Consider the following 20,471-nt stretch of genomic DNA (forward strand, 5'->3'; position numbering starts at 1 on the left):
ACCTCCACTCACGGAACATTGCAACAAGCCTCACGTTCGGCTCAGAATCGACCTCGACCCAACGGTCCAATCGAGGAGGAGTCGGCCTATGAGGCCATGGATGGGAGCTGCCGCTGTCGCGGCCGCCATGCTGTTGGCTCCACAAGCGGCGTTCGCCGGTCCTGACGACCCCGCGCTGGTCCAGTTCAAGCTGCCGAGCAGCGACGCCTACGCGGACTTCGAGTCCATGGGGCTCAACATGGACCACGCCGTCGAGAACGCGCCCGGTGGGGGCGTCCTCGTGAGCGCGTGGGTGACCGACACCGAGCAGGCGCTGGTCCAGGCCCGCGGCTACTCGTACGTCAAGACGATCCACGACAAGAACAACATCGATCGCATCCGCGCCGAGCGCGACGCGTCGATCGCCGACGAGGCGGCCGCCACGCGCGCGTTGAAGGTCAACGCGGCGGGCAAGGCCGGCCCGAGCGCCGCGCCGGGCACGGTCCGCGCCCAGCGCGCCGACTTCTACGAGAACAACGTCGGCCGCTTCATCTCGATCGAGGCCAACACGACACAGGCTCAGATCACCTGCACCAACCCGACGGCCGGCACCGGCTGCTCGTACACCGGCCCGGTCCTGGTCGCCGAGTTCTATGACGCGGCCGGCAACCGGATGGGCGGCGGGAACCTCGGGACCTACATCGATCCTGACGTCAACCCCGACTACTACCAGTACCACTACTCGATCTTCCGGATCGGCAACAAGGGCGACGGCGGCCCGGACCCGGCCTGGATCAAGGTCGCGGCGCCCAACGGCGACGTCGACACGCTGGCCGCGAAGGAGTGGGTGGCCAAGAACCCGCCCAGCTACGCGCAGAACTTCCAGCACGGGTTCATCCAGCGCTACTACGACGGGCCCGAGGTCTACAAGAAGATGCGCGACCTCGCCGCCGAGTTCCCGACGATCGCCCAGGTCTACGACCTCCCGGAGAAGACCACGGGCTACCAGCGCAAGGCGCAGACGATGCTCGGCTACCAGCAGGCCTCGTACGTCACCTTCGACGCCAACAACCTGCCCAACGGCAGCACCGCGTCGCTGAGCGCGGCGAACGGCGACCGCGCCGTGGTGCTGACCTCGAAGGCCTGGGGTCACGAGGGCGGCAACGCCCTCACCGCCCAGATCGTCGCGCCCACGGGCAACGACCAGGCGCTGTCGGTCTCACTCACGGGCAACGCCATCCGGATCAACCCGGCGACCAACGCCACGGGCGCGATCACCTCGACCGCCGCCCAGGTGATCGCCGCGATCAACGCCAACCCGGCCGTCGCCGCGCTCGTGACCGCGAGCAAGTACCGCACGAGCGCGTCCGGCGGCGTCGTGGTCCCGAGCGACGTCTCGCCGCTCTCGGACCTGCTGCGCGCCCCCGCGACGATCCCGCGCGGCCCGCAGACGCAGAACCTGCTGCGGATCGGCAAGACCCGCACGGGCAACAAGGTCGGCGTGTTCTTCTACTGCCAGGAGCACGGCAACGAGATCGCGACGTCCGGCGTGTGCATGGAGACCGCGGAGCGCCTCGTGCGCAACTACGGCACCGATCCCGAGACGACGCAGCTGGTCGACAACCTCGAGATCTTCATCATCCCGCAGATCAACGGCGACGGGTCGATCCACTCGCTGTATGACTCCAACCGCCGCAAGAACATGTCCAACTACTGCGGCACCCTCCCGCAGAACGACACCGATCCCGCCCGGCGCAACAGCTGGGGCGTGGACATGAACCGCAACTTCACGATCGGGTCGATCTTCGACGGCTTCCAGGGCGCGACGTTCCAGGACTGCCTGAGCGGCAACTACTCCGGCCCGTTCGAGACGTCCGAGCCCGAGGTCCGCAACGAGATCTGGGTGCAGACGAACTTCCCGAACATCAAGTTCATCAACAACATCCACTCCTCCGGCGGCCTGTTCATGTGGCCGCCCGGCGCCTACACGCCTGCCCGGGTTCCGCTCCCGTACCCGCCGTACGGCACGCTGAACTTCTTCGACCAGGCCGCGCGCCAGGTGCTCGACGGGATCAAGTCCCACCGCGGCACCGCGATCCTGCCGCAGCAGACCGGCCCCGTGATCGACGTCCTCTACTCCGCGGCGGGCAACTCCGCGGACGAGGCGTACTACGCGCACGGGATCATCGGCTACGACTTCGAGATCGGCGCCACGCACTACAACGACACCGGGACCGGCGCGGCGACCTGCGGCCCCGGCCAGCAGCCGCCGTTCGGCCCCAACCCCTCCAACCCGTGCCTGAACAACGAGGGCAAGCACGAGGGCGAGGAGTTCGCGTCGGGCAACTACGGCCTGCTGCGCTCCGCGCTGCAGTACTCCAACGACACCGCGCCGCCGGTCGTCGACGCCGAGGTGACCGCGGACGGGATCACGCCGATGTACTCGGTGAAGTTCAAGAGCAACGAGGCGTCCTCGATCTACTACACGACCGACGGCTCGACGCCGACCACGGCGTCGACCGAGTACAAGCCGCCGCGCGCCCGCGCGCTGCCGCTCCCGCTGCAGCTCGCGCCCAAGACCACGCTGAAGTGGATCGCCCACGACTTCAAGGGCAACACCTCGGCGGTCAGGACGCAGGCGATCGGCTACGTCGACGTCAACGGCTCCGCGGGCGGCACCGTCGCCGCGACGCTGGCCCTGACGATGGGCGCCCCGGCACAGTTCGGCACGTTCACGCCGGGCGTGGCCAAGGAGTACACGGCCTCCACGCAGGCGACCGTGATCTCCACGGCGGGTGACGCGACGCTGAGCGTCGCCGACCCCAGTGCCACCAACACCGGCAAGCTCGTCAACGGCACGTTCGCGCTGACCAACCCGGTGCAGGGCCTGGGCACGCTGAAGACCTGGACGGCCCCGACCTCCAACGAGGTCGTGCCGATCACGTTCAAGCAGGCGATCCTGGCCAACGAGCCGCTGCGCACGGGGACGTACAGCAAGACGCTGACGTTCACCCTGTCCACGACGACTCCCTAAGAGGTTCGTAAGGGCGCTGGCCAAACGGCCGGCGCCCCATCGTCTTCTCACCCTCGTCCCGTAGAAGGGCCAGCGCAGTTCCTGGGTCTATTTACGGAGGAGGGCCGATGAGGCCATGGATGGGAGCGATCGCGGCTGCTGCCGCGCTCGCAGTGCTTCCCGCTTCCGCGCTCGCGGATGACGGGCAGACCGTTTACGAGTTCAAGTTGCCGAACAAGGCGACCGCGGACCAGCTGATCAAGCTGGGCTACGACCTCGGTGACGGTCTCGATCAGTCGCAGCCGGGATTCGTCAAGGCGACGATCGTCGCCACGCCGAGCGAGAAGGCGCAGCTCGAGGCGATGGGGTACCCGGCCGTCGACACGATCGAGACACCGGCCGACGTCGCCGCCTTGCGCGCCGCGCGCCAGTCGACGATCGACGCTGAGTCCGCCGCGAAGGCCGCGCTGAACGGCAGCGCCGCCAAGAGCACCAAGTCGGCCGCCGTGGGCACGGTCCGCGCGCAGCACGCCGACTACTGGGAGGACGCCGGCGGACGCTGGCTGTCCGTCGAAGGCACCACCACGCAGGCCGCCGTCACCCCGCCGCGCACCTACAGCGGCCCGCAGCTCGTCGCGTCCTGGTACGACGCGCAGGGCCAGCAGCTCGGCAGCGGCAACCTGCAGCCGTACCTCGATACGGACGTGACGCCGGTCGCGCCGTACCTGTACCACGTCACACGCTTCCGTCTGGGTGACGCCTCGACCATCGGCACGCCGATGCCCGCGTTCATCCGCATCGCCGCTCCGAACGGCGACGTGGCCGAGCTCGCGGTCAAGAAGTGGGTCGGCAACGGCGCTCCGCAGTACGGCGCCGGCTTCCTGCAGGACTTCATGACGCGCTACGTGGATCCGCAGGAGAGCTACAAGCTCATGACGGATCTCGCGACGCAGTACCCGACGATCGCGAAGGTCTCCGACCTGCCGAACAAGACGCCGGGCTACCAGCGCAAGGCGCAGACCGTGCTCGGCATCGCGACGCCGTACACCGGCTCGACGTCGACGCCGGCGACGGCCGACCAGGCGCGCGCGGTCGTCCTGACCTCGAACGACTTCGGCCAGAACGGCGGCAACGACATCACCGCCCAGATCGTCAACCCGGGGGCGAACAGCTCGCCGCTGAGCGTGTCGGTCACGGGCAAGGCGATCAAGGTCTCGGCCGCCACGGACGCGACCGGCGCGATCACCTCGACCGCCGCCCAGGTCGTCGCCGCGATCAACGCCAACCCGGCCGCCGCCGCGCTGGTCGGCGCCGCGCTGTACCGGACCAACACGGGAGCGGGCGTCGTCACGGCGCAGGCCGCCCCGTCCGCGCTGAGCGACTGGCTGAAGGCCCCCGCGTCCTACCCGCGCGGCCCGCAGACGGTGAAGATGCTGCGGATCGGCAACGACAAGGGCAAGCCGCAGGGGCAGAAGGTCGGCGTGTTCATCTACTGCCAGGAGCACGCCCGTGAGTGGGGCACGCCGCTGGTGTGCGATGAGACCGCCCAGCGCCTGCTCAAGAACTACGGGACCGACGCCGAGACGACCAGCCTCGTCGACGGCCTCGACATCTTCATCATCCCGACGATCAACGCCGACGGCGCCGCGTTCTCGATGTACGACAACGCCAGCCAGCGGCGCAACATGGTCAACTACTGCGCGTCGAACCCGACGGGCAACAACGACCCGTACGCCCGCAACAGCTGGGGCGTCGACCTCAACCGCAACTTCAGCGTCGGCTCGTTCTTCGACGGCTACCAGGGCGCGTCGAACAGCTGCACCAGCGACACGTTCGCCGGCCCGGCGGAGATGTCGGAGCCGGAGGTCCGCAACGAGGCCTACGTGCAGTCGACGTTCACGAACATCAAGTTCGCGATGAACGTGCACTCCAACGGTGGCTACTTCATGTGGCCGCCCGGCGCGTACAAGCCCACCACGCGTGAGCCGCTCCCGTACCCGCCCTACGGCACGCTGAACTACTTCGACCAGACCGCGGCGATGGTCAACGACCGGATCTACAACTACCGCCACACGGCGATCCTGCCGCAGCAGACGGGCCCGGTCCTCGACGTGCTCTACTCGGCCGCCGGCAACTCGGCGGACGAGGCCTACTACAACCACGACATCATCGGCTACGACTTCGAGATCGGCGCCAGCAAGGTCCTCGCCAACGGCAACTCGCAGGGCACCGGCTTCCAGCCCTGCTTCAGCACGTCGACCCCGAACACGGGCGGCGGCGCGGGCACCTGCAACGCCAACCTCGTCAACGAGGGCCACGACGAGGGCATGGAGTTCGCCAACGGCAACTACGCGCTGCTCGAGTCCGCCCTGGCCTACGGCAACGACACCACGCCGCCGGTCGTCAACACCGTCGTCACCGCCGACGGCAAGGCGCCGATGTACAGCGTGAAGTTCTCCAGCAATGAGGCGTCGTCGATCTACTACACGACCGACGGCTCGACGCCGACGCTGCAGTCCACGGAGTGGAAGCCGAACCGGCCGCGCGAGCTGCCGGATCCGCTCTACCTCGCGCCCGGGACGAAGGTCTCCTGGATCGCGAAGGACTTCAAGGGCAACGTCTCGGCCGTCTCGAGCCAGGTGCTCGGCCAGACCAACACGCCGGGCTCGGTCGGCGGCTCCGTCGGGGCGACGCTGGCCCTGACGATGGGCGCGCCGGCGCAGTTCGGCGCGTTCACGCCGGGCGTCGCGAAGGACTACACGGCGTCCACCACCGCCACCGTCATCTCGACGGCGGGTGACGCGACGCTCTCGGTCGCCGACCCGAGCACCGATCACCCCGGCTACCTGACCAACGGCAGCTTCGCGCTCGCGTCGCCGCTGCAGGGCCTCGGAACGATCAAGACCTGGTCCGCCCCGACCTCCAACGAGTCGGTGCCGATCACGTTCAAGCAGTCGATCGCGGCCAACGAGCCGCTGCGGACGGGCACGTACAGCAAGACGCTGACGTTCACCCTGTCCACCACGACTCCGTAACCCCCTCGCGTATCGGCCGGGTGCTTGTCACCCGGCCGACGCCGTGGAGGCATCTCCGCAGGCAATCGGACTCGAACGTCCGTCTAAGCGCTTGCACTGGGGTTCACGTATCCCTAAGAATTGGAGCCCGCTTCGGAGGGGTTCCGAGGGTCTTAAGACGGAGGGAGTGGCTCGTGAAGCCATGGATGGGTGCAGTCGCGATCGCGGCTGTCATGGCCGTGATGCCCAGCACGGCGGTCGCTGATGATGGATATTCGGTGGTGCAGTTCAAGCTGCCGAACAAGGCGACCATGGAGGAGTTGGAGGCGCAAGGCGCCGACTTCGACCACGGCTTCATCGACGCTCCTGGCGGCGGCATCCTGGTCAACGCCGTCGTCAACGACGACGAGAAGGCGCTCTTCGAGGCGCAGGGCTATCCGGCCGTCGCGACGATCCAGACGCAGGCCGACGTCGATCACCTGCGCGCCGAGCGCGACGCGACGATCGCCGCGGAGGCCGACGCGAAGGCCGCGCTGACGAGCTCGGACGCGTCGAAGTCAAAGAAGGCGATCGCCGGGACGGTCCGCGCGCAGCGCGCCGACTACTGGGAGGACGTCTCCGGCCGCTACATCTCGATCGAGGGCACGACGTCCGAGGCCGCGATCACGCCGCCGCGGACGTACTCCGGCCCGGCGCTGCAGGCGGCCTGGTTCGCCGCCGACGGCACCAAGCTCGGCGAGGGTCAGCTGAGCCCGGTCCTCGACACCGACGTCACCCCCGCCGCCTACCTCTACCACGGCTCCCGCTTCCGGGTCGGCAACGTGGGCGACGGCGGCATGCCGGCCTACGTGCGGATCGCCGCCCCGAACGGCGACGTCGCCACGCTCGACGCCAAGAAGTGGGTCGGCAACGGCGGCACCACGAGCCCCGGCGGCTTCATCATGGACTTCAACACGCACTACGTGACGCCGCGTGAGAGCTACGCCAAGATGCGCGAGCTCGCCAACGAGTTCCCGAACGTCTCGACGCTGATGAAGCTGCCGAACAAGACGAACGGCTACCAGCGCAAGGCGCAGACGATCCTCGGCATGGCCGCCCCGTACGCGGGCGCGACGTCGGTCGCCGCGGCCGACCAGCCGAAGGCCGTCGTCCTCACCTCCCTGGCCTGGGGCCAGGAGGGTGGCAACAACCTCAAGGCCGAGATCGTCAACGACGGCGCGAGCAAGCCGCTCACGGTCACCGTCGCCGGCACCACGATCACGGTCCACGCCGCGACCGACGACGCGGGCGCGATCACCTCGACGGCCGCCCAGGTCGTGGACGCGATCAACGCCTCCGACGCCGCCAAGGCGCTCGTCACGGCCGCCAAGTACCGCACCAACACCGGCGCGGGCGTGGTCACGGCGACGGCCGTCTCGGCCCTCAGCGACTGGCTGAAGGCCCCGACGAGCCAGCCGCGCGGCTCGATCGAGGTCCAGGGGCTGCGGATCGGCAACAACGTCGGCAAGCCGCAGGGCTCCAAGGTCGGCGTCTTCATCTACTGCCAGGAGCACGCCCGCGAGTGGGGCACGCCGCTGGTCTGCCTCGAGACGGCCGAGCGCCTGGTGCGCAACTACGGCTCCGATCCCGAGACGACGGCCCTGATCGACGGCCTGGACATCTTCATCATCCCGTCGATCAACGCCGACGGCGCGACGTACTCGATGTTCGACTTCAACTCGCAGCGCCGCAACATGGTCAACTACTGCGCGTCGAACCCGACGGGCAACAACGACCCGGCGGCGCGCAACGGCTGGGGCGTCGACCTCAACCGCAACTTCAGCGTCGGCTCCTTCTTCGACGGCTACGTCGGCGCCTCGTCCTCCTGCACGAGCGACACGTTCGCCGGCCCGTTCGAGTTCTCCGAGCCTGAGGCCCGCAACGAGCAGTTCGTCCAGACGACGTACCCGAACATCAAGTTCGCGATGAACGTGCACTCCTCCGGCGGCTACTTCATGTGGCCCCCGGGCGCCTACAAGGCGGACCGCACGACGCTGCCGTACCCGCCGTACGGCACGCTGAACTACTTCGACCAGACGGCGTCCTCGGTGCTGGAGCGCATTTACAGCTACCGCAAGACGGCGATCCTGCCGGCCCAGACCGGCCCGGTCACCGACGTGCTCTACTCGGCCGCCGGCAACTCGGCTGACGAGGCCTACTACAACCACGGCATCATCGGCTACGACTTCGAGATCGGCGCCACGAAGCGCCTGGCGGACGGCTCGACCGCGTCCCCCGGCTTCCAGCCCCCGTTCGGCGCCGTGCCGATCGGCGGCAACGCCAACCTCGCCAACGAGGGTCACGACGAGGGCATGGAGTTCTCCAACGGCAACTACGCCCTCCTGCAGTCCGCGCTCGACTACGCCAACGACACGACCGCCCCGTCCTCGCAGGCGACCGGCGCGACGCTGTCCAAGGAGCCGGTGGGCGTGAAGTTCACGACCTCCGAGGCGGCCTCGATCTACTACACGACCGACGGCTCGACGCCCACGACGGCCTCGACCGAGTGGAAGCCGAACCGGCCGCGCGAGCTGCCGGATCCGGTGATGCTCAACGGCAACACGACGCTCAAGTGGATCGCGGTCGACTTCAAGGGCAACACCTCCGCGGTGCAGTCCAAGAGCTACGTCGTCGACCTGGTCAAGCCGACGGTGACCTTCACCAACCCGGCCGCCGACGGCGCGGTGTTCACGCAGGGCCGCCCGGTCCCGCTGCTCGCCACCTGCGCGGACGAGAACTCAGGCGTCGCCAGCTGCACCGGCTCGCCGGCGCTGGGCACCAACATCGACACGTCGACGGTCGGCACGTTCACCTACTCGGTGACCGCCAAGGACAACGCCGGCAACGAGAACGTGGTGACCCGCAGCTACACGGTCATCCAGGCGACGAACGTCGACGGCGCCATCAACGGCTCCGTCCCGGCCACGCTGAGCCTCACGCTCGGCGCGACCGCGTCGTTCGGCACGTTCGTGCCGGGCGTCAGCCGGGACTACACGGCGTCGACGACGGCGTTGGTCACGTCGTCGGCCGGCGACGCGACGCTGACGGTCGCCGACCCGAGCTCCGATCACACGGGGCATCTGGTCAACGGCACGTTCTTCCTGGCGCAGCCGCTCCAGGGCCTCGGGACGATCAAGACCTGGTCGGCTCCGACGGCGGGCGAGTCGGTGCCGATCACGTTCAAGCAGTCGATCGGCGCCACGGAAGGCCTCCGCACCGGGGCGTACGGGAAGCCGCTGACGTTCACGCTGTCCACCACTACGCCGTGACCGGAAGGTTGACTTAAGTGTCCTTCCAAGACAGAGTTTCGCCCGGGTCCGGGGCGTTCTTCAAATTGCAGAGGGTGTTCATGTTCAGGCCATGGAAGGGTGTCTTGTCGCTGGGGTTGGTACTGGCTGCGTTGCCGGCGGGTCCGGCCATGGCCCAGACCCCGGACACGACGGCACCGAGCATCACCGTCGTGACGCCCGCCGAGGGCGACACGTACACGCAAGGGCAGACGGTCATGGCGAACTACTCGTGCACCGACGCGACCGCGGTCGCGACCTGCGCCGGCCCGGTCGCCAATGGCGCCGCGATCAGCACCGCCACGATCGGCAGCTTCGACTTCAAGGTCGACGCCACCGACACGGCGGGCAACGCGTCGTCGGTCACGCGGCACTACTCGGTCGTGCCCGTCACGGGCACGCCCGGCGGTGAGACGCCGGCGACGCTGAACATCACGCTCGGCGCGTCGAACGCGTTCTCCCCGTTCATCCCGGGCGTCGCCAAGGACTACACGACGACGCTGAGCGCCACGCTCACGTCGACGGCGGGTGACGCGACGCTGTGGGTCGCCGACCCGAGCTCGACGGCGACCGGCCGCCTCGTCAACGGGACGTTCGCCCTGGACGCCCCGCTGCAGGTCTCGGCCACCAGCCCGAACGGCACCTCAGCCCCGCAGGCGGCCGTCGGCGGCTCCGCCGCTCCGACGAAGCTGCTGACCTACGACGGCCCGCTCGGCGCCGAGGCGGCGACGCTGAACTTCAAGCAGTCGATCGGCGGCACCGAGGCCCTGCGCACCGGCGGGTACTCCAAGACGCTCACCTTCACGCTCTCGACGACCACCCCGTAGTCGAACGCGGAACCCCTGCACGAACGAAGGGCCGCCTCAGGGCGGCCCTTCTTCGTTAAGCGAGTGATCCGCGAGCCGCGTCGCGGCGCTATAGCGGCCATGCCCCACGTCGACACCCTCCGCGCCGCCTACGCGGCCTTCGCCGCCGGTGACCTCCCCGGCGTCCTCGCCGCCCTCGACCCGCAGATCGAGTGGCACGTCCCCACCGTCCTCCCCCAGGGCGGCGACTTCCACGGCCACGATGGCGTGATCGCCTACTTCACGGGCCTGGCGGCGCACCTGCAGGAGCCGGTGCTCGAGCTCGACGCGGTCGTCGAGGCGGGCGACCGGGTGATCGTCACCGGCGTCGTGACGGGCGTGCTCGACGGCGAGGCGACGAGCTACGGCTTCGCGCACTCCTGGGCCTTCCGCGACGGGCGCGCGGCGCGCTTCGTGGAGTACGTCGACGTCGCGGCCGCCATCCCGGCGGCCGCGTAAAGCCGGGGGGTCCGGGGGGCGGCAGCCCCCCGGTGCTAGATAAAGGGGCCTGACCCCTTTATCTAGTGGGCGGCGTCGCCCTCGGCGATCTTGAGGAACGCCTCGTAACGGCGCGCGTCGCGCTCGGCGGCGCGGCGTTCCTCGCTCCCGTCCTCGGACGAGGAGACCTCGTCCTGGGCGCGCTGCAGGCGGTCGCGCAGGTCGGCCGCGTCGAGGTCCTCGACGCCGAAGACCTCGTCGACCAGGATCAGCGCGCGGTCGCCCGTCATCTGCAGGAAGCCTTCACCCTGCGCGAAGCGGACGACCTCGGAATCGGACTTGTACAGCCGCAGCTCGGTGGGATCGAGCATGCCGAGCAGCGGCTGATGCTTGGCCAGGATGCCGATCGAGCCCACCGACGTCTTGGTCGAGACCATCTCGACGTCGTCGTTGAAGACCTCGCCTTCCGGCGTGAGGACTTCGACCTTGAAGGGCGTGCGGGCCACTAGCGGTCCTTCTTCGCGGCCTCGACGACGTCCTCGATCTTGCCCTTGAGCAGGAACGCCGACTCCGGCAGGTCGTCGTGCTGGCCGTCGAGGATCTCGCGGAACGAGCGGACCGTGTCGCCGATCGAGACGTAGGCGCCCGGGGTGCCCGTGAACTGCTCGGCGACGTGGAACGGCTGCGACAGGAAGCGCTCGATCTTGCGGGCGCGCTGCACGAGCACGCGGTCCTCGTCGGAGAGCTCGTCGATGCCGAGGATCGCGATGATGTCCTGCAGCTCGCGGTAGCGCTGCAGCACGTTCTTGACCTCGTTGGCCACGTTGTAGTGGTCCTCGCCGACGATCTCCGGCTTGAGGATCGTCGACGTCGAGTCGAGCGGGTCCACGGCCGGGTAGATGCCCTTCTCGGAGATCGACCGCGAGAGCACGGTCGTCGCGTTGAGGTGGGCGAACACGGAGGCGGGCGCCGGGTCGGTGAGGTCGTCGGCGGGCACGTAGATGGCCTGCACGGACGTCACAGAGCCCTTGCGGGTCGAGGTGATGCGCTCCTGCAGCTGCCCCATCTCGGACTCGAGCGTCGGCTGGTAGCCCACCTGCGACGGCATGCGGCCGAGCAGAGCGGACACCTCGGAGCCGGCCTGCACGAACCGGAAGATGTTGTCGATGAACAGCAGCACGTCCTGGCCGCGCTCGTCGCGGAAGTACTCGGCCATCGTCAGGCCGGTCAGCGCGACGCGCATACGCGCACCGGGCGGCTCGTTCATCTGGCCGAAGACGAGCATGGTCTTGTCGATCACGCCCGACTCGGTCATCTCGAGCCAGAGGTCGTTGCCCTCGCGGGAGCGCTCTCCCACGCCGCAGAAGGCCGACAGGCCGCCGTGCTCCTGGGCGAGGTTGTTGATGAGCTCCTGGATCAGCACGGTCTTGCCCACGCCGGCGCCGCCGAACAGGCCGACCTTGCCGCCCTGGGCGTAGGGCGCGAGCAGGTCCACGACCTTGATGCCGGTCTCGAACATCTCGGTCGTCGGGGTCAGGTCCTCGACGGTCGGAGCCGGGCGGTGGATCGGCCAGCGCTCCTTGACCTCGATCGGTTCGCCCTGGTCGATCGGGTCGCCGAGCAGGTTGAAGATGCGGCCGAGCGTCACGTCGCCGACCGGCACGCTGATCGGGCCGCCGGTGTCGACGACCTCCATGCCGCGCGACAGGCCGTCGGTCGTGTCCATGGCGACCGCGCGGACGCGGTCGTCGCCGAGGTGCTGCTGGACCTCCAGCACGAGGACGCTCGAGTCCGAGCCGGTGAGGTTCTGGTCCTCCTCGCCGGTCGCGCTGTGGGCGACGGTGATGGCCGAGTAGATCTCCGGGAGCTTCTCCGGGAAGACGGCCTCGATGACGACGCCCTGGATCTCCTCGATCCGGCCGACGTTCCGGGTTTCAGTGGTGGCAGCCACGTAGTGGACTCCTCAGGTTAAGGTCGGATGATCGGGGTGGGGCGGAGGGGCTGCATCGCCTCAAACCAGCGACTCGGCGCCGGCGACGACTTCCATGATCTCCTGGGTGATCGCGGCCTGTCGCTCGCGATTGAACTCCAGCGTGAGGTCCTTGATGATGTCCCCGGCGTTCTCCGAGGCGTTGCGCATCGCGGTCATGCGGGCGCCGTGCTCGGACGCCGTCGACTCCAGCAGCGCGCGGTAGATCGAGATCTCGACGTAGGCCGGGATCAGCCGCTCGAGGATCGCGTCGGGATCGGGCTCGTACTCGACCAGGGCGGTCTGCCCGTGCTCGAGCTCCTCCCCGTCCGCGGCACGCTCGCCGAGGCTGTCGACGACGCCGTCGTCGCCCATGATCGTGGCGTGCTGGAGCGGCAGCAGCGTCTCGCGCGTGACCTCCTGGGTCAGCGGCGACACGTAGCGGTTGTAGACGATCTCGACGCGGTCGACCTCGCCGTCCACGTAGGCCGCCATCAGGTCCGCCGCGATCTCGCGGGCGTTCCCGTACGACGGGCGGTCGGTGAAGCCGGTGTAGGCGCCCTTGGCCTCGCGGCCGCGGAACGCCAGCGAGGACACGCCGCGGCGGCCGGAGGCGTACCAGACGGTCGTCTTGCCCTCGCCCTCGAAGTCCAGGCCCGCGCGGACCCCCGCGCGGACGATCTGCGAGTTGAAGGCGCCCGCGAGGCCGCGGTCACCGGTGACGAGCAGGATCCCGACGGTGCCCTCGGACTCGTGCTCGTTGAGGATCGGCAGGTTCGGCACGTTGCCGGCGGCCTCGGCCGCCTGGCGCGTCATCCGGCGGATCGCCCCGGCGTAGGGCCGCAGCGCCTCGATGCGCTGCTCGGCCCGGCGCAGGCGCGCGGCGGCGACCATCTCCATCGCGCGCGTGATCTTCTGGATGTTCTTGACCGAAGCGATCCGGCTCTTGACGTCCTTGAGGGCCATGGCGGGTGGCTAGGCCTCCGCCCCGACGGCCTCGCGACGGCCTTCCTCGGCCCGGATCTTGTCGTCCTCCGACAGCGGCTGGCCGTCCTCGTCGAGGTCGTAGCCGAAGTCGTCGGCGAACTGCTCGATCGAGCTGCGCAGCGCGGACTGGGTGTCGTCGGACCAGTCGCCGCCCTTGATCTTCTCGAGCGTCTCGGCCGCGTCGGCGTGCAGGCGCTCGATCAGCGCGCGGTTGAACTCCGGCACGCGGTCGGCGTCGATGCGGTCGACGAAGCCGTTGGTCGCCGAGTAGATCACCGCGACCTGGTCCTCGACCGCCAGCGGCGAGCGCTCGCCCTGGTTGAGCGTCTTGACCAGACGGTCGCCGCGGGCCAGCGTGCGCTGCGTGTCCGGGTCCAGGTCGGAGCCGAACTGCGCGAAGGCCTCGAGGTCGCGGAACTGCGACAGCTCGATCTTCAGGCGGCCGGCGACCTTCTTCATCGGGCTGATCTGCGCGTTGCCGCCCACGCGGGACACCGAGATGCCCACGTTGATGGCCGGGCGCACGCCCGAGTTGAAGAGATTCGGCTCCAGGAAGATCTGCCCGTCGGTGATCGAGATCACGTTCGTCGGGATGTAAGCCGAGACGTCGCCGGCCTGCGTCTCGATCACCGGCAGCGCCGTCATCGAGCCGCCGCCGAGCGCGTCGTTGAGCTTGACCGCGCGCTCCAGCAGGCGGGAGTGCAGGTAGAACACGTCGCCCGGGTAGGCCTCGCGCCCCGGCGGGCGGCGCAGCAGCAGCGACATCTGGCGGTACGCGTAGGCGTGCTTGGTGAGGTCGTCGTAGACGACCAGCGAGTGCTTGCCGTTGTAGAGGAAGTACTCGGCCATCGCGCAGCCGGCGTACGGCGCCATGAACTTGATCGGGGCGGCCTCGTCGGCGGGCGCGGCGACGATGATCGTCGAGTCCAGCGCGTTCGCGTCCTCGAGGATCTTGGCCAGGCCGACGACCGTGGACATGCGCTGCCCGATCGCGACGTAGACCGAGATGACGCCCGTGTCCTTGTTGTTGATGATCGTGTCGACCGCGATCGCCGTCTTGCCGGTCTGGCGGTCGCCGATGATCAGCTCGCGCTGGCCGCGGCCGATCGGGATCATGCCGTCGATCGCCTTGATGCCGGTCTGCATCGGCTCCTTCACCGGCTGGCGCTGGACGACGCCGGGGGCCTTGAACTCGGCCGGGCGGAACTCGGACGTGTTGATCGGGCCCTTGCCGTCGAGCGGCGCGCCGAGCGGCGAGACGATGCGGCCGAGCAGCTGGTCGCCGACCGGGATCTCCAGCAGGCGGTTCGTGCGCTTGACCGTGTCGCCCTCGACGATCTTCTCCCACGGGCCGAAGAGCACGGCGCCGACGTTGTCGGACTCGAGGTTCAGGGCCAGGCCGACCACGTCGTGCGGGAGCTCGAGCATCTCGAAGGCCATGCAGTTCTCGAGGCCGTGGATGCGGGCGATGCCGTCACCCACGGTCAGGACGGTGCCGACCTCGGTCAGGTCGGCCTGGCCGGCCTGGAGGCCTTCGATGCGGGACTTGAGGATGGAGGTGATCTCGTCGGGCTTGATCTGCATGAAAGGAGAGCTCCTTAGGCCCTGGCGACTTGCTTGCGAAGTTGTTCGAGGCGATTCCGGATCGAGGCGTCCAGGATGGAGTTGCCCACCCGGATCACGAGGCCGCCGAGGATGTCGGGCTCGACCGTGGAGGTGATGTCGATCTTCTGGCCGGTCTGCTCGGCGATGCGGGCGCCGATCTGATCGACCGTCGTGGCGTCCAGCGCCACCGCTGACGTGACCTGCACCGGCAGCCGCTTGTTCTCCGCGAGCCACAGCTCGTCGAAGCCGCGCCGGACACGGAAGATCACCGGCATCCGGTGGTTCTCGATCAGCAGCTTGAGGAAGTTGACCAGGATCGGGTCGGCGTCGGAGACCGCGCGATCGAGCCCGTCCTGCTTCTCGACCGTGGAGAAGTAAGGCGAGAAGAAGAACACCTGCAGCTCGCGACTAGCGTCGAGCGCGTCGGCGAACTCGCCGAGCTGCTCGCGGATCGAGTCGAGCTTGTTCTGCTCCTTCGCGACCTCGAAGAGCGAACGGGCGTAGACCGCGGCGATCTCCTCCATGACTAGCGGCGCTCCTCGCCGGCGAGGGCGGCGAAGTCCAGCTCGGAGAGCGCCTCTTCGACGAGCCGCTTCTGATCGGCCGTGTCGAGGGTCTTGCGCGTGACCTTCTCGGTCGCGAGCACCGTGAGGTCGGCGACCTCGGCGCGGATCTGCTGGATCGCGCGGCGGGTCTCGGCCTCGATGTCGCGGCGGGTCTGCTCCATCATCTCCTCGCGCTTGGCGCGCGCCTCGGCGATGGTCTCCGCCTCGGCCGCATCGGCCGTCCGGCGGGCGCGGGCGACGATCTCGTCGGCCTGGCCACGGGCGTCGGAGAGTCGCTCGCGATACTCGCGCAGCAGCTCGTCCGCCTCACGCTTGGTGCGCTCCGCGGAGTCGATCGACTCCTCGATCATGTGCTGGCGCTTGTCGAGCGCCTCCGCGATCCGCGGGAAGGCGACCTTCCAGAGGATCAGCAGGGTGACGCCGAAGACGATCAGCGTCCAGATCATCACACCCACGACGGGGCTGACGAGCTGGTTGCCGCCTTCCTCTTCGGCTGCGAGCAGCAGGACGTTCATCGCTGCCTACAGGAAGAAGGCGATCAGGCCCGCCACCAGGCCGTAGAAGAAGCAGGCCTCGGTAAGGGCGAAGCCGAGCCACTGGATGGAGGTGATCTCGTCGCGCATCTCGGGCTGGCGAGTAACGGACTCGATGACCTTGCCGAAGATGATGCCGATGCCGACGCCGGCGCCCACGGCGCCGAGGCCGCCACCGACGCCCAGTGCGATGGCCCGGCCAGCCTTCTGGCCGTCCTCCGCGGCGGCGAAGATGAAGCTCAGGATCATGCTCAAGGTGGTCACTGGGGTGATCTCCTTCTAGTGGGATTCGGCGACCGCGCCGCCGATGTAGATCGCGGAAAGGGTGGCGAAGATGAACGCCTGCAGAGTGGCCACCAGGCCCACCTCGAACAGGTACAGCACGATGCCGAGCGGAAGCAGGAAGACGCCGACTCCCGCCACGCCGAGGATGATGGCCAGACCACCGGCCATGAACAGGATGATCAGGTGCCCGGCGAGCATGTTGGCGAAAAGACGCACGGAGAGCGAGATGATCCGCATGACGTTCGACAGCAGTTCGAGCACGAAGAGGAACCCGGCCATGGCGCCCGTCACCCCGGCGGGGATCAGGCTCTTGAGGTAGCCGCCCGGTCCCTTGGCGCGCACACCCTCAGCGGTGTACGTGATGAAGACGATGATCGAGAGGACGAGCGGCACCGACACGTTGGCCGTCGCCGCGTAGATCGCGAAGGTCGGGATGTGCCACCCGAAGAACGAGAACTTCTCGTGCGCGGTCGGCAGCGGGATGAACCCGATCAGGTTGCTGAACCAGATGAACAGGAACAGCGCGCCGATGAACGGGAAGTACTTCGCCGCCATCTTCGAGTCCATGTTCCCGCGCGTGATGTTGTCGCGCATCAGGGAGTACAGGACCTCGACCGCGGTCTGGATCCGGTTCGGGCGGGCCTGCATCCGGTTGGCGATGTAGACCATCGAGACGCAGGTCAGGATCCCGGCCAGGAAGAGGTAGAGGACCGCCTTGTTGATGTCCAGCGACCCCGGGAGGTTGATCCAGGTGTCGAGGTTGAACTCGTTCTGCGGCTTGAACTCCTCGTTCTTGCCCTCAGAGCCGAGGAGCACCAAGGTGAGGACGGTCAGCAGCAGATAGACGCCGAACGCACCAAGGAGGATCTTCCGGGTTTTGGTCATGAGCTGGGCGTGTTCCTCTCCGGGCGGGGCAAGGCCAAGGACGTGGCCAGATAGACCGTGAACGCGACGAGCGCGAGCAGCGCCGCCATGAGACCGTCTTCCCGATCTCCGGCGAGGCCGACCACGAGGATGGTAATTCCGAGAATCCAGGCGCGCCCCATGAGCGCGCCGAAGTTCAGACCGACCTGCTGCTTGGCGTTGCGGCCTTGCGCGTAGCGGTCGACGGCGACGCCGAGGATGCGCGTGGCGATCCAGGCGCCGGCTCCCACCAGGTACCCGAGCAAGGGCCCGCCCATCAGGATCACGAACGGCGCGGCCAGGATGACCAGCAGCACGTCCATGTAGCGGACGAAGAACAGGGGATCGGATGTGGGCATGGTGGTAGAGCTCATGGCAGGCTGACGCGCCGTACCAGACCATCCCCACGCGGGAACGCGTGGCGGGAGGGACGAAGAACTCCCCGGCCGGTTCGGCGGGCGCCAGTGTAGCGACTTTTGAGAGTTTGTAACAACTTTGTGACACCCGCCTCTAGCGGACGTCGATTAGCGGCAGATGAGTGCCGCGTCGCGCTCCTCGACGCGACATCGCGCGAACCCTAGCCGTACAGTGGCCGCGACGTAGTCCGACCCCTTGGGAGGAAGCGATGCCGACCCGTAGCGCGAAGGCCGACTGGCAGGGCGAATTCAAGCGAGGCGGAGGGAACGTCTCGACCGAGACGGGCGTGCTCGACTCGCCCTACAACTTCTCCGGCCGCTTCGAGAGCGGCACGGGCACCAACCCCGAGGAGCTGCTCGCCGCGTCGCACGCGTCGTGCTTCACGATGGCGCTCTCGGTGGGTCTGACCCAGGCCGGCACGCCGCCGGAGTCCCTCGCCACCGAGGCCAAGGTGACCGTCGCCCAGGTCGAAGGCGGCTTCGGGATCACCAAGATCGAGCTCTCGGTGACCGGCAAGGTGCCAGGTCTCGACGCCGACGGCTTCGCCGCCGCCGCCCAGGGCGCGAAAGAGGGCTGCCCGCTCTCCAAGGCCCTCGCGGCCGTGCCGGAGATCACCCTCGAGACGAGCTTCGAAAGTTAAAGGGGCCTGACCCCTTTAACTGAAGTAATTGTCGATGACGGCGGTGCGGTCGTTTCCGGCCGCGCCGGCGTCGTTGATCGCCTGCAGCACGCCCTTCATGGCGCGATAGCCGTCGGCCGCACTGGGAGCGGGATCGCGCCCGAATTCCTTCGCGAAACGCGCCTCGAAGTCCGCGGGGGGCGCCTGGGGCGGGAGCGTGCCGACGGTGTGCTTGCCCGACGGCAGTGCCTGCGGGTCGTTGGCCAGGCTCGGATCGCCGCTGGCGGCGACCTGGAGGATGCCCGCGGCGTTGAAGAGCGGGACCGTGACCTTGGTCGCGTCGACGATCGCGGCGATGATCTGCGGATCGGAGATGGCGCGTCGGGAGGCCTGGGCCTGCAGTCGGTCGTCCGAGCCGCCGAGGTCGAGCGACGTGAAGTTGACGGCGAGGTTCCCCGCGCGCCCGCCCGCGTCCGCGAGCGCCAACTTCTCGGCGTCGACGAAGTCGCGGTTGGCGCCGCCGGGATCGGAGGTCAGCGAGTAGACCGTGACCGTCCGTCCGATCACCTTGCCGCCGCCGGAGATCCCCTCGTCCTTGCTCGCGCCGCATCCCGCGAGGGTCAGCGCGGCGAGCGTCGCGGCGGCTAGGAGGCGATGCCGTGCTTGACGAGCCATGCGTAGAGAACCTCGTAGGCGGGACGTGGGCGGTCGTGCTTGTCGACGAACGCCGAGTCCCAGGTCGGGTTCGGCGTGGGCGCCGGGGACCAGTGGTAGAAGTACACCCGCGTGACGCGCTTGGACAGCGCCGCGAGCTTGAAGACGTAGCGGGTCGCCTCCGCCGCGTGGCGCGTGGACTCCGGCAGCTTGACCTTGTTCGGGTTGACGCGCTTGACGATCCCACCGGTCTCGGTGAACCAGACCTCGCCTTTGACCGTCCGCAGCAGCGCCTTGGTGCCGCGGGTGCGGAAGCGGTTCGCGTCGATGTAGTTGTGCAGCCCCCAGATCACGCGCCGGTTGCCGACCGCCTTCTGGAACGCCTTCGCCCACTGCGGCAGCTTGGAGCCGTCGAGCAGGTCGGCGGCGACGATCCGGCACCCCTCGCAGTGCTTGCGCAGCGCCAGGTAGTAGCGCGCCGCGAGCTTGGGGTTGTTGCAGGTCGGCTGGCTGCAGTGGTTGGCCTCGTTCCACGTCAGGTAGTCCGTGATCCACGGGTACCGCTGGCGGAACTTGACGAACTCGCGCTCGAAGCGCTTGACCGAAGGCGCCGTGTGGGCCTTGAGCGGATCGCGCGAGTGGCCGAACCCGAGCAGCACGCGCATGTTCGCCGCGCCGGCGGCCCGCAGGTACGCGTCCAGCTCGGCGCGCTCGGTCTCGTTCTCCAGCGCGTCGTAGGAGGCGATGTAGCGCACGTTGTGGATGCCGAGCGGCTGGAACGCCGGGTCGGTGAAGATCTGCGGATGCTGCTCGCCGATGCCGATCACGGGCGGCTTGGCGCTCGCGGTGGGCGCGAACACGAGCGCGGCCACGAGGGCCAGCAGGACCCTCACAGAAGGACGGTGTCCTCGTCGGAGTAGGGCGGAGCGCAGCAGCAGAGCAGCACCACCGGCTCCGTGCCGGGGTTGAACAGCTTGTGCCGCAGGCCCGGGGCGATCACCACGGTGTCCCCCGCGCGCACGTCGGCCTCCTCGCTGCCGAGCCGCATGCGGCCCTCACCGGCGACGAAGTAGTAGATCTCCTCCGAGGTGCGGTGGAAGTGCTCGACGGTCTCCCCGCCAGGCGGGACCGTCGCCTCGGCGAGCGACTGGTTGATCGCGTTGCCGCTCGGGATCCCCGCCAGCTCGCGGATCGACGACCCGTCGGCGGTGATGAACGACTCGCGGTCTTCTAGACGGACGCGCTCCACGCCGCTGAGGGTACTCGGCGGCGTGGAGCTTTTCGCGTCTCAGACGACGGCGCGCCGGGCCATCTCGTG

General features: G+C 68.6%; 18 protein-coding genes. 6 read left to right on the forward strand and 12 right to left on the reverse strand.

Features of this window, described 5'->3' with window-relative positions; all coding sequences use genetic code 11:
• Positions 1–100: 100 nt before the first annotated feature.
• The 5 genes from G569_RS57300 to G569_RS0105260 all read left to right on the forward strand — a co-directional run bounded on the left by G569_RS57300 (position 101) and on the right by G569_RS0105260 (position 10,636).
• A complete protein-coding gene (locus tag G569_RS57300; RefSeq protein WP_169542075.1) occupies positions 101–3,013 on the forward strand; it encodes a M14 family zinc carboxypeptidase in 2,913 nt (970 codons plus the stop codon).
• A 119-nt stretch (positions 3,014–3,132) separates the two neighbouring features.
• A complete protein-coding gene (locus G569_RS57305; protein ID WP_157591831.1) occupies positions 3,133–6,027 on the forward strand; it encodes a M14 family zinc carboxypeptidase in 2,895 nt (964 codons plus the stop codon).
• 260 nt (positions 6,028–6,287) lie between these two features.
• Positions 6,288–9,314, forward strand: a complete 3,027-nt coding sequence (locus G569_RS45745) for a M14 family zinc carboxypeptidase (RefSeq protein ID WP_211232912.1) — start codon at positions 6,288–6,290, stop codon at positions 9,312–9,314.
• A gap of 149 nt (positions 9,315–9,463) precedes the next feature.
• Entirely contained in the window at positions 9,464–10,159 is a 696-nt protein-coding gene (locus G569_RS0105255; protein WP_028062642.1) for a hypothetical protein, read from the forward strand.
• Positions 10,160–10,258: 99 nt separating this feature from the next.
• On the forward strand, positions 10,259–10,636 hold the full coding sequence (locus G569_RS0105260) for a nuclear transport factor 2 family protein (RefSeq protein ID WP_028062643.1): 378 nt from the start codon (positions 10,259–10,261) through the stop codon (positions 10,634–10,636).
• A gap of 62 nt (positions 10,637–10,698) precedes the next feature.
• On the opposite strand, the gene atpC is transcribed toward G569_RS0105260, so the two are convergent.
• From atpC to G569_RS0105305, 9 genes are read right to left on the reverse strand one after another with little or no spacing between them, the layout of a single operon-like run.
• The gene (atpC, locus tag G569_RS0105265; RefSeq protein WP_028062644.1) at positions 10,699–11,121 is read right to left on the reverse strand and encodes an ATP synthase F1 subunit epsilon; all 423 of its coding nucleotides are present in this window, start codon (positions 11,119–11,121) and stop codon (positions 10,699–10,701) included.
• Entirely contained in the window at positions 11,121–12,566 is a 1,446-nt protein-coding gene (gene atpD / locus G569_RS0105270) for a F0F1 ATP synthase subunit beta (protein WP_028062645.1), read from the reverse strand. The genes atpC and atpD overlap by 1 nt, the downstream gene beginning before the upstream one ends.
• Positions 12,567–12,626: 60 nt before the next feature.
• Positions 12,627–13,550 carry an ATP synthase F1 subunit gamma gene (gene atpG, locus G569_RS0105275; protein ID WP_028062646.1) on the reverse strand — a complete coding sequence of 308 codons (924 nt, stop codon included), beginning with the start codon at positions 13,548–13,550 and terminating at the stop codon, positions 12,627–12,629.
• Between the two features lie 9 nt (positions 13,551–13,559).
• Positions 13,560–15,155, reverse strand: a complete 1,596-nt coding sequence (gene atpA / locus G569_RS45750) for a F0F1 ATP synthase subunit alpha (RefSeq protein ID WP_053225892.1) — start codon at positions 15,153–15,155, stop codon at positions 13,560–13,562.
• Positions 15,156–15,169: 14 nt separating this feature from the next.
• Positions 15,170–15,700, reverse strand: coding sequence for an ATP synthase F1 subunit delta (gene atpH, locus G569_RS0105285; RefSeq protein WP_028062647.1), 531 nt, complete (start codon positions 15,698–15,700; stop codon positions 15,170–15,172).
• Positions 15,701–15,702: 2 nt separating this feature from the next.
• The gene (atpF, locus tag G569_RS0105290; protein ID WP_028062648.1) at positions 15,703–16,257 is read right to left on the reverse strand and encodes a F0F1 ATP synthase subunit B; all 555 of its coding nucleotides are present in this window, start codon (positions 16,255–16,257) and stop codon (positions 15,703–15,705) included.
• Between the two features lie 6 nt (positions 16,258–16,263).
• The gene (atpE, locus tag G569_RS0105295; protein WP_245602407.1) at positions 16,264–16,539 is read right to left on the reverse strand and encodes an ATP synthase F0 subunit C; all 276 of its coding nucleotides are present in this window, start codon (positions 16,537–16,539) and stop codon (positions 16,264–16,266) included.
• 15 nt (positions 16,540–16,554) lie between these two features.
• Entirely contained in the window at positions 16,555–17,445 is an 891-nt protein-coding gene (atpB, locus tag G569_RS0105300; RefSeq protein ID WP_028062650.1) for a F0F1 ATP synthase subunit A, read from the reverse strand.
• Positions 17,442–17,786 (reverse strand): hypothetical protein, encoded by a 345-nt coding sequence (locus G569_RS0105305; protein ID WP_157591833.1) that lies wholly within the window; start codon positions 17,784–17,786, stop codon positions 17,442–17,444. Before G569_RS0105305 ends, atpB begins: the two co-directional genes overlap by 4 nt.
• Before the next feature lie 302 nt (positions 17,787–18,088).
• Between G569_RS0105305 and G569_RS0105310 the strand changes: the two genes are divergently transcribed.
• Entirely contained in the window at positions 18,089–18,520 is a 432-nt protein-coding gene (locus tag G569_RS0105310) for an OsmC family protein (protein ID WP_028062652.1), read from the forward strand.
• A gap of 15 nt (positions 18,521–18,535) precedes the next feature.
• Here the strand turns inward: G569_RS0105310 and G569_RS0105315 are convergent, their stop codons facing one another.
• From G569_RS0105315 to G569_RS0105325, 3 genes are read right to left on the reverse strand one after another with little or no spacing between them, the layout of a single operon-like run.
• Positions 18,536–19,174 (reverse strand): hypothetical protein, encoded by a 639-nt coding sequence (locus G569_RS0105315; RefSeq protein ID WP_028062653.1) that lies wholly within the window; start codon positions 19,172–19,174, stop codon positions 18,536–18,538.
• Positions 19,144–20,046, reverse strand: coding sequence for a glycosyl hydrolase (locus G569_RS0105320; protein ID WP_028062654.1), 903 nt, complete (start codon positions 20,044–20,046; stop codon positions 19,144–19,146). Before G569_RS0105320 ends, G569_RS0105315 begins: the two co-directional genes overlap by 31 nt.
• On the reverse strand, positions 20,043–20,402 hold the full coding sequence (locus G569_RS0105325; RefSeq protein ID WP_028062655.1) for a cupin domain-containing protein: 360 nt from the start codon (positions 20,400–20,402) through the stop codon (positions 20,043–20,045). Before G569_RS0105325 ends, G569_RS0105320 begins: the two co-directional genes overlap by 4 nt.
• Positions 20,403–20,471 lie beyond the last annotated feature (69 nt).

The organism is Solirubrobacter soli DSM 22325 (assembly GCF_000423665.1).
GTDB classification, from domain to species: Bacteria; Actinomycetota; Thermoleophilia; order Solirubrobacterales; family Solirubrobacteraceae; genus Solirubrobacter; species Solirubrobacter soli.